The following is a 9,070-nucleotide window of genomic DNA, read 5'->3' as shown; positions in this document are numbered from 1 at the left end:
ATTTAAAAGAAATTTTGATGACCTTATTTTCACGTGACTCGCTCGTTCACAAAAACCGCCTGCTGTTACGCAAAACGTATCTGCAGTTTGCCTTGCTGGCTTGCACTTTGCCCGCGCCATGGATTGCGCAGGCGCAAACGGTAGCCAGCCCTTTCAGCGAGTTTCTGGCGGCGCCGGGCAGTGCCGGGCTTGGATTTGTCACGCGTGTCGAGCGCTCACCGTATGTCGGCGGTGGCAATCGGAAAGATTTGCTGCCGCTTTATCTATATGAAGGCGAGCGCTTTTTCGTGCATGCAAATCAGCTTGGTATCAAGTTTGTGCCTGATACCGAGCAACGCATAGATGTCTTCCTGCGTCGTCGCCTGGAAGGATTCCCGGAAGATGGACAGCCTGCTGCATTGAAAGGGATGGCGGTACGCAATACCGGCGTCGATCTGGGTGCGACTTACCATTACAAGCAGCCCTGGGGCACGCTACACGCTTCCTTCCTGCATGACGTGAGTTCAGTGTCGAATGGTAATGAACTGGCGCTGGAATATTCGTATGACTGGCGCTCCGGGCGACTGGCCCTGCGCCCCAGCCTGAGTGTCTCGGTGCGTGATGCCAAGCTCAACGACTATTACTATGGCGTGCTGGCGGGGGAGGCTACTGCGTCCAGGGCTGCCTATGCGCCCGGTTCCGGCACAAATGTGGCGCTGAATCTGTATGGTTCATACGATTTGTCCGAGCGCTGGCGCTTGCTGGGCGGCGTCTCGGTCGCGGCACTCGATAGCCGGATAAAAGACAGCCCGATAGTACGCAAGGGCTTGCAGCCCTCATTCTTCATCGGTGCTGCCTACGACTTTGGCAGTTACAAGGAACATTTGTGGGCCAATGAAAAAACGCCGACTTATGTGCGCGTCCTTTATGGCAAGGCAGGTGCGGATAGTTGCCATCTGGCGAAAATCATTACCCTGAAATGTGCCGACCTCGAGCAGGGCAAGCCGACCAGCATAGCCGGCATACATGTAGGCAAGCCTTTCATCGAAAAACTCAATGACTGGCCGCTGGATTTTGTCGGCTATGCAGGTGTGGTGCATCACAATGACAGGAACTTGCAAGCCAACGGGATGCAGGTCGATCTGTTCATGAAGGCTTATTACTATGGCTTTCCATGGAGTGCCAAGGTCAAGACCCGTCTGGGATGGGGCCTGGGTGTTTCATACGCAAATCGCGTTCCGTATACCGAGGCGAGCAGCCAGGCGGCGCGCAATCGACCGACTTCGCGTCTGTTGAATTATCTGGACCCGACCATAGACGTCAGTCTGGGCGATCTGATCGGTTCCCGCAATTTGAAGGAAACATATGTCGGTGTGGGTGTGTCGCATCGATCCGGCATCTTTGGTTCTTCAAGATTGCTGGGCGACGTCAATGGCGGATCCAACTACCTCTACACTTATCTCGAAATGAAAATTTGAGGCGTCGGCGCACTCATGCGTGCTGATCGCAGGGATCGGGTGCGCCGCCTTGCATGCGACGCCTGCCTGTCCTTTTCCTGGACAGGCACATGCAAAATTTTGTGCATGAGTTGAAAAATCAAACAGTTTGTTCTGGGTAAGTGTTGCTTTTTTGGGTGGTCTTTCGTGCGACAATATAGTTGCTGCACGGAAATACAATGAAATGTAAAATTATATTTTTTGAAATGTAATTTCTTCTATTCTTTTCGGTTTTGCTGCATTAAGATTTGAGCGTTGCGTTTTTATATATTTCATCCCGCGCTTGATGAATTGGCAATTTTACCGAAGTGGTGCACTTTGCGTTGCCAACCTCATTGACAAATACGCTGCAAGTCGCTGCCATCCCTTTTTACTCTGGCCCCATTCAGTATGTTCCAAAAAAGTAAAGAATCACTTGATCAGCAATTGTCCAGCTTGATGGAGCTCGCCGGTGAGTTGGCGCTCAGGCTGGACAAGGAAGGTGAAATTCTTTGCGCAAGTAAGCGGGCCACCGCCATGTTGGTCGCCGATAGGCCGCTGGTTGGCATGAGTCTGTTTGAACTGGTGCAAGCGCCGGATCGGCATGCGATTGAAGCTGCCTTGCGGCAATCGGTCCTGTCCCTGCAACTCACGCGCGTGAGCGTGCGTCTGGTGACGCCAACGACAGCTTTGTGGTTTGAGTTGCAAATGCTGGCTTATGAAACGGCAGCAGGTATCGAGATCCTGCTTGCCGGGCGCGACATTTCCAGCCAGCAAAAAACGGAAGAGCGCTTGCGGCATATGGCCACACATGACGAGTTGACCAATTTGCCGAATCGCACCTTGCTGGCCGATCGATTGCGGATGACGATAGCGCAATCGCGCCGCACCAATATCGGTTTTTCCGTCATTACGCTGGACCTCGACGGCTTCAAGAAAGTCAATGATGCATTGGGCCATACGGTCGGTGACGCGCTGCTGCGTATAGCCGCCAGTCGCTTGCGCCTGACCCTGCGCGATGTCGATACGCTGGCTCGAGTCGGTGGCGACGAATTCGTCGCGGTGCTGCCTGGTGCGGTTGATGAAATTGAAATCCATAATGTCGCGCGCCGGATGATATCGGCCATGCAGCTGCCCTTCGAAATCAATGGCAATTCTCTCTATGTGAGCACTTCCATAGGCGCGGCGGTCTATCCGATACACGGCGATAGCGATGTCAAATTGCTGGCGCACGCCGATACGGCCATGTACCGCGCGAAGGAAACCGGCAAGGCGCGCTGCATTATTTACAATGAAGCCACCTTCAATCAGATCGAGCATGATGTGCCGATGGAGGCCGCGATGTTCGAAGCGGTCAGAAACGGCGAATTCCTGTTGCACTATCAGCCTATCGTCGATGCCGATACGCGACAAATCCTGGGTTTTGAAGCATTGATGCGCTGGATGCGTCCGGGCATAGGGCTCGTTTCTCCGAACCAATTCATCCCGATGGCAGAAGACAACGGTTTGATCAATCTGCTCGGCGCGTGGGTATTGAAATCGGCATGCGTACAGCTGAAGCAGTTCGAGGAAGCCGCGGGCCGGCAACTTTATGTCTCGGTCAATGTCAGTCCACGCCAATTCCGTAATGACCAGTTTCTCGAGATGGTGGACGAGGCATTGGCATACGCAGGATTGGAGGGGCATCAACTGCTGCTCGAAATTACCGAAGGCATTTTGATGTCGGACCCTGAGCATGCGGAAGCGCTGTTGATGAAGATTGCATCGCGCGGCGTTCGTATCGCAATTGATGATTTCGGTACCGGATATTCATCCCTGATCTATTTGAAACGTTTCCCGATTGCCGCACTTAAAATCGACCGGGCCTTTATCAAGGATTTGCCTGACTCGATCAAGGATGTGGCGATTTGCAATGTCATTCTCAGTCTCGCCAGCCACTTGAGTTTGCTGACGGTGGCGGAAGGCGTTGAAAACGAACAGCAACTCGAATTTTTATCCGCACAAGGCTGCTCGCTGATCCAGGGTTTCCATACGGGGCATCCGATGATGCCGGCAGCCTTGATTGATATTCTGAAAGCAGATGCAGTTGCACTGCAAAACTAGTCCGCAAGAAAACAGAAACTGATACATGACGAAGAAAATTAGCCCAAAGTCCGATCCTGACAAGACGCTGGATTTGCTGTGGGTGCGAGTACGAGAGCGCGGTGATTTGCCCGCATTTTCCAAAGTTGTTAATGCGATCGTGGGCGCGATGCACGGCAACGATGATCGTGAATTCAACATGACCAAAACGGTCCTGTCCGATCCAACCTTGACGCAACGCGTGTTACGCCTGGCCAATAGTGCGATGTATTCGGCATTTGGACAGAGCGTCAATACAGTTTCAAAAGCCGTCATCGTACTGGGTACCGAAACTATCGGCCATCTTGCCCTGGGTTTGAAGCTGATCGACGGTTTGACTGCAGCATCGCTGGGTAGCTCGAATACCCGCAATGAAATGGAAAAAGCCGTGCTGGCCGGGCAAATCACGCGGCAAGTCGCTGCATCACTGACGCGGCGCGACACGGAAGAGGCGGTCGTTTGCTCAATACTCCATTCGCTTGGGCGGTTGATGATGTCGTTTTATTTGCCGGAACAGTGGGCGCAGGTGCAGGCACACGCTGTTGCAAAAGGCATGGCTGAGAATGAAGCCGCGCACGAAGTCCTGGGTTTGGCGCTGGATGAAATCGGACGCACGATTGCCAAGCGCTGGGGCTTGCCAGGCGAGCTGGTCAATAGCTTGAACGAAATGCCGCCGCGCATCGCCAGCGGCATTTCGCATGAGCCGCTCGAGCATGCCGAATGGCTGGCAGCCATCTCAACCATGTCGACCCGCTGTGCCGGTGTGTTGTGCGAAAACGAAAGCACTGCCGTGCCGGATCTGGCGCAAATTGCCGAAAATTATGCGGAAATGCTGGGGCTGGATGCAGCGGCTGTTCTTGCCGCCGTTGACACTGCACAGGTAGTTGCGCGGGAAGAATTGCTGCTGGCACGCGAGGAAAAACCGGAGCATGAACCGGAGACGCAACTATCGCTGCCCCTAGGCAAACCTGCAGATGCGATCAATATCCTCAAGCGCGGCGTGGGTGACATGCGTGATGGAGTTGTCACGACCAGCAGCGGCCAATTGATGGCAGTCGCGTTGGAAACCGTTTATCAAGGCATGGGCTTGAGCCGGGCCGTGGTCTTCCTGCGAAATCATGACGAAGGAAGATATATTGCGCGCATGTGTTTTGGCGAAGGTGCCGAGGAATTATTGCCGCGCCTGACGTTTAATGATGCATATCAACCTGACGTTTTTCATGCTGCATTGGCGAACGATAAAATGATTTTTGTCGAAGATGCGCTGGCGCCGGGTTTCGTCAACAAATTGCCACGCTGGTGGCGCGATGAGTTGGGCGCTGCGCGCAGCTTCATGATTTTGCCCTTGATGCTCAACTTTCACCCGGTAGGATTTATCTATGGTGATTGGGATGCGTCTGCGCCCGCCAGCAAAATTGCTGCAAGTGAAGTGGTCTTGCTGGATGAATTGCGCGCGCTGGTGGTCAAGGGCATAGAGCGTCGCTGCCATGCGGAGCCCGCCTGGGCAAAGGCCATGCATTAAGTAAACTATTGGGGTCGGAGTCGAATTAAAATAGTCTGCATTATTCTGCCTTGTTGAGACTATGGCCCGGCTTCCCCGACTCGTCATCCCCAATCAGCCGCATCATGTCATCCAGCGCGGAAATGACGGGCAACTGATATTCCGCGACACGGCTGATCACGAACTGTTTTTGAGCCGCCTGAAAGACGGGGCCAGGCAGTTCAAGGTCGCCATACACGCCTATGTGCTGATGCCTACGCACCTGCATTTGCTGGCGACCCCTTCCGACCTCGAGGGATTGGGGCGGATGATGCAATGGATAGGGCGTCATTACGTGCCCTATTTCAATCAAAAATATGCGCGTGCCGGCACCTTGTGGCAGGGGCGGTACAAGGCCGCCGTCATCGATGCGCAGCGCTACTTCATCACCTGCTGTGCCTATATCGAACTCAATCCAGTCAGGGGCGGGCTGGTGCAGATGGCCGGCGATTATCCATGGTCGAGTTACCAACACCATGTAGGCGTCAAATCCGATCCGATCATTTCCGATCATCCGCTTTACTGGTCGCTGGGGAATACGCCATTCGAGCGGGAAGCCGCCTACAAGACCCTGGTGGAGCAGGGCGTGAATGAAGAAGATGTGCGTATTTTGACTGAAGCCACATTGAAAGGCTGGGCATTGGGGGCAGAGCAATTTCAGCTTGCGCTGGAAAAGCAGACGCAACGCCGAGTTCGGCAAGCCAAGCGGGGTCGGCCGCGCAGCAGTGTGGCGCCGACATAAGAACAGGTTGCAGGCGCCAGCCGATTTCATGCTGAATTCACTCTGTCCCCAATATAAAAATTGACGATTCCCACTGGCATTAATTTTACTCTGACCCTTTTTATTGAGGTTGAATTTACTGCTGCGCTGCACTATCCTTCAGGCTCAACTTGAAAAGTAGTGGAGAAGGCTATGCACGCGCAAGGTTTGTACGATCCGGCTAATGAACATGATGCTTGTGGCGTAGGTTTTATCGCCCACATTAAAGGCCAAAAAAGCCATTCCATCGTTGAGCAAGGTTTGCTCATCCTGAAAAATCTCGACCATCGGGGCGCAGTCGGCGCCGACAAGCTGATGGGCGACGGTGCCGGTATTCTGATTCAGATTCCAGACCAGTATTTCCGCGAAGAGATGGCGCAGCAGGGCGTTACCCTGCCGCCACCGGGCGAATACGGCGTCGGCATGGTTTTCCTGCCCAAGGAACATGCTTCCCGCATCGCTTGCGAACAGGAAATCGAACGTTCGGTCCTCGCCGAAGGTCAAGTCGTGCTCGGCTGGCGCGATGTGCCGGTAGACACTGATATGCCGATGTCGCCTACCGTGCGCGACAAAGAGCCGGTAATACGCCAGATATTCATTGGCCGCGGCCAAGACATCATGGTCACGGATGCGCTGGAGCGCAAACTGTTCGTGATCCGCAAGGCCTCAGGTCATGCAATTCAAGCCCTGAACCTGTTGCACGGCAAGGAATTCTTCGTGCCGTCCATGTCTGCGCGCACTATCGTCTACAAGGGCTTGCTGCTGGCAGACCAGGTCGGCGAATACTATCAAGACTTGCAGGATCCGCGCTGCACATCGGCACTCGCTCTGGTGCATCAGCGTTTCTCGACCAATACTTTCCCGGAATGGCCGCTGGCACACCCGTATCGCCTGATTGCACATAACGGCGAAATCAACACCGTCAAGGGCAACTTCAACTGGATGCGCGCGCGCGAAGGCGTGATGAAGTCGGCCGTACTGGGCGACGATCTGAAAAAACTGTTCCCGCTGATTTATGAAGGCCAGTCCGATACCGCCTGCTTCGACAATGCGCTCGAACTGCTGGTGATGGCCGGTTATCCGGTAGCACAGGCCATGATGATGATGATTCCGGAAGCCTGGGAAAATCACACGCTGATGGATGAAAACCGTCGCGCTTTCTATGAATATCATGCTGCGATGATGGAGCCATGGGATGGCCCTGCCGCCATGGCCTTCACTGACGGTCGTCATATCGGCGGCACGCTGGACCGTAACGGCTTGCGTCCTGCGCGTTATATCGTCACTGACGACGATCTGGTCGTTATGGCATCTGAATCCGGCGTGTTGCCGATTCCAGAGTCGAAGATCATACAAAAATGGCGCCTGCAACCAGGCAAGATGTTCCTCATCGATCTGGATGCAGGTCGCATCATCGATGACAAGGAATTGAAGGACACCTACGCCAACGCCAAGCCATACAAGCAGTGGATACAGTCGGTGCGCATCAAGCTCGGCGAATTGAAAGCCGAGCCGGCTGAAGCCAAGCCTTTGCCAGCCCTGCTCGACATGCAGCAAGTGTTCGGCTACACGCAGGAAGACTTGAAATTCCTGATGTCGCCAATGGCCGCCAATGCGGAAGAAGCCACGGGCTCGATGGGCAATGACTCGCCGCTGGCCGTGATGTCGAACAAGGACAAGACGCTCTATAACTACTTCAAGCAATTGTTCGCGCAAGTGACGAACCCGCCTATCGATCCGATCCGTGAAGCGATGGTCATGTCACTGGTGTCGTTCATCGGGCCCAAGCCTAACCTGCTCGACACCAACAACATCAATCCACCGATGCGCCTGGAAGTGTCGCAACCCGTGCTCGACTATGCCGACATGGCCAAGCTGCGCAATATCGGCGCGCACACTGGCGGCAAGTTCAAATCGCACGAGCTGAACATCTGCTATCCGATCGCGTGGGGCAAGGATGGCATAGAAGCACGTCTGGCATCATTGTGTGCACAGGCGGTTGATGCGGTTCTGTCGGGCCACAACATCCTGATCATTTCGGATCGTAAGGTCGATGCTACCCAGGTCGCGATTCCGGCATTGCTGGCAACTTCGGCGATTCACTTGCATCTGGTTAGCAAGGGCATGCGTACCTCAGCCGGGCTGGTGGTGGAAACCGGTTCGGCGCGCGAAACGCATCACTTCGCATTGCTGGCGGGTTACGGCGCGGAAGCGATACATCCCTACCTTGCAATGGATACGCTGGCAGCCATGGCCAAGGACTTGCCGGGCGACTTGTCGCCTGAAAAAGCGATTGCCAACTTCCAGAAGGCAGTCGGCAAGGGCTTGATGAAAGTCATGTCGAAGATGGGTATTTCGACTTATATGTCGTACTGCGGTGCGCAGATTTTTGAAGCGATCGGCCTCAACAAATCGCTGATCGAAAAATACTTCAAAGGCACAGCTTCGAATGTCGAAGGCATAGGCGTGTTTGAAGTCGCCTAAGAAGCACTGCGCTTGCACAAGGCTGCATTCAGCGCCGATCCGGTGCTGGCCAATGCGCTCGATGCAGGTGGCGAATATGCCTACCGCGTACGCGGTGAAGAGCACATGTGGACGCCGGACGCGATCGCCAAGCTGCAGCATTCGACGCGCGCCAACAACTTCAGCAGCTATAAAGAATACGCGCAGATCATCAACGATCAATCCAAGCGTCACATGACGTTGCGCGGCTTGTTTGAATTCAAGTTCAATCCGGCTTCCGCGATTTCCATCGATGAAGTCGAGCCAGCCAAGGAAATCGTCAAGCGCTTTGCCACTGGCGCGATGTCGCTCGGCTCTATCTCGACCGAAGCGCACGCGACGCTGGCAATCGCGATGAACCGCATAGGCGGCAAATCGAATACCGGCGAAGGCGGCGAAGATACCAAACGCTACCGCTCTGAATTGCGCGGCATTCCTATCAAGGATGGCTCGACGCTGGCGTCGGTGATCGGCAAGGATGTGGTCGAAGTCGACATGCCTTTGCTGCCGGGCGATTCATTGCGCTCGAAGATCAAGCAGGTTGCATCGGGCCGTTTCGGCGTCACCACCGAATACCTGACTTCGGCTGAACAGATACAGATCAAGATGGCGCAAGGCGCAAAGCCGGGCGAAGGCGGCCAATTGCCGGGCCATAAAGTGTCCGAGTACATTGCGCGTCTGCGTTTCTCGGTA

Annotated in this window: 4 protein-coding genes and 1 pseudogene; all 5 read left to right on the top strand. The window is 54.5% G+C overall.

Features of this window, described 5'->3' with window-relative positions; genetic code table 11:
- Positions 1 to 17: 17 nt before the first annotated feature.
- Entirely contained in the window at positions 18 to 1,457 is a 1,440-nt protein-coding gene (locus Q7T06_RS11115; protein ID WP_304784623.1) for a MipA/OmpV family protein, read from the top strand.
- A gap of 408 nt (positions 1,458 to 1,865) precedes the next feature.
- Positions 1,866 to 3,557 (top strand): bifunctional diguanylate cyclase/phosphodiesterase, encoded by a 1,692-nt coding sequence (locus Q7T06_RS11110; RefSeq protein WP_304784621.1) that lies wholly within the window; start codon positions 1,866 to 1,868, stop codon positions 3,555 to 3,557.
- Positions 3,558 to 3,582: 25 nt separating this feature from the next.
- The gene (locus Q7T06_RS11105; RefSeq protein ID WP_304784619.1) at positions 3,583 to 5,097 is read left to right on the top strand and encodes an HDOD domain-containing protein; all 1,515 of its coding nucleotides are present in this window, start codon (positions 3,583 to 3,585) and stop codon (positions 5,095 to 5,097) included.
- Between the two features lie 61 nt (positions 5,098 to 5,158).
- A complete protein-coding gene (locus tag Q7T06_RS11100; RefSeq protein WP_304784616.1) occupies positions 5,159 to 5,857 on the top strand; it encodes a transposase in 699 nt (232 codons plus the stop codon).
- Positions 5,858 to 6,028: 171 nt separating this feature from the next.
- Positions 6,029 to 9,070, top strand: a pseudogene (locus Q7T06_RS11095) (glutamate synthase central domain-containing protein); the annotation flags it as partial.

It is taken from the genome of Herminiimonas sp., from assembly GCF_030645555.1.
Classification (GTDB): Bacteria; Pseudomonadota; Gammaproteobacteria; order Burkholderiales; family Burkholderiaceae_D; genus Oxalicibacterium.
Note: the sequence above shows the minus strand (reverse complement) of the source record. Positions and strands in the feature narration are given on the sequence as shown.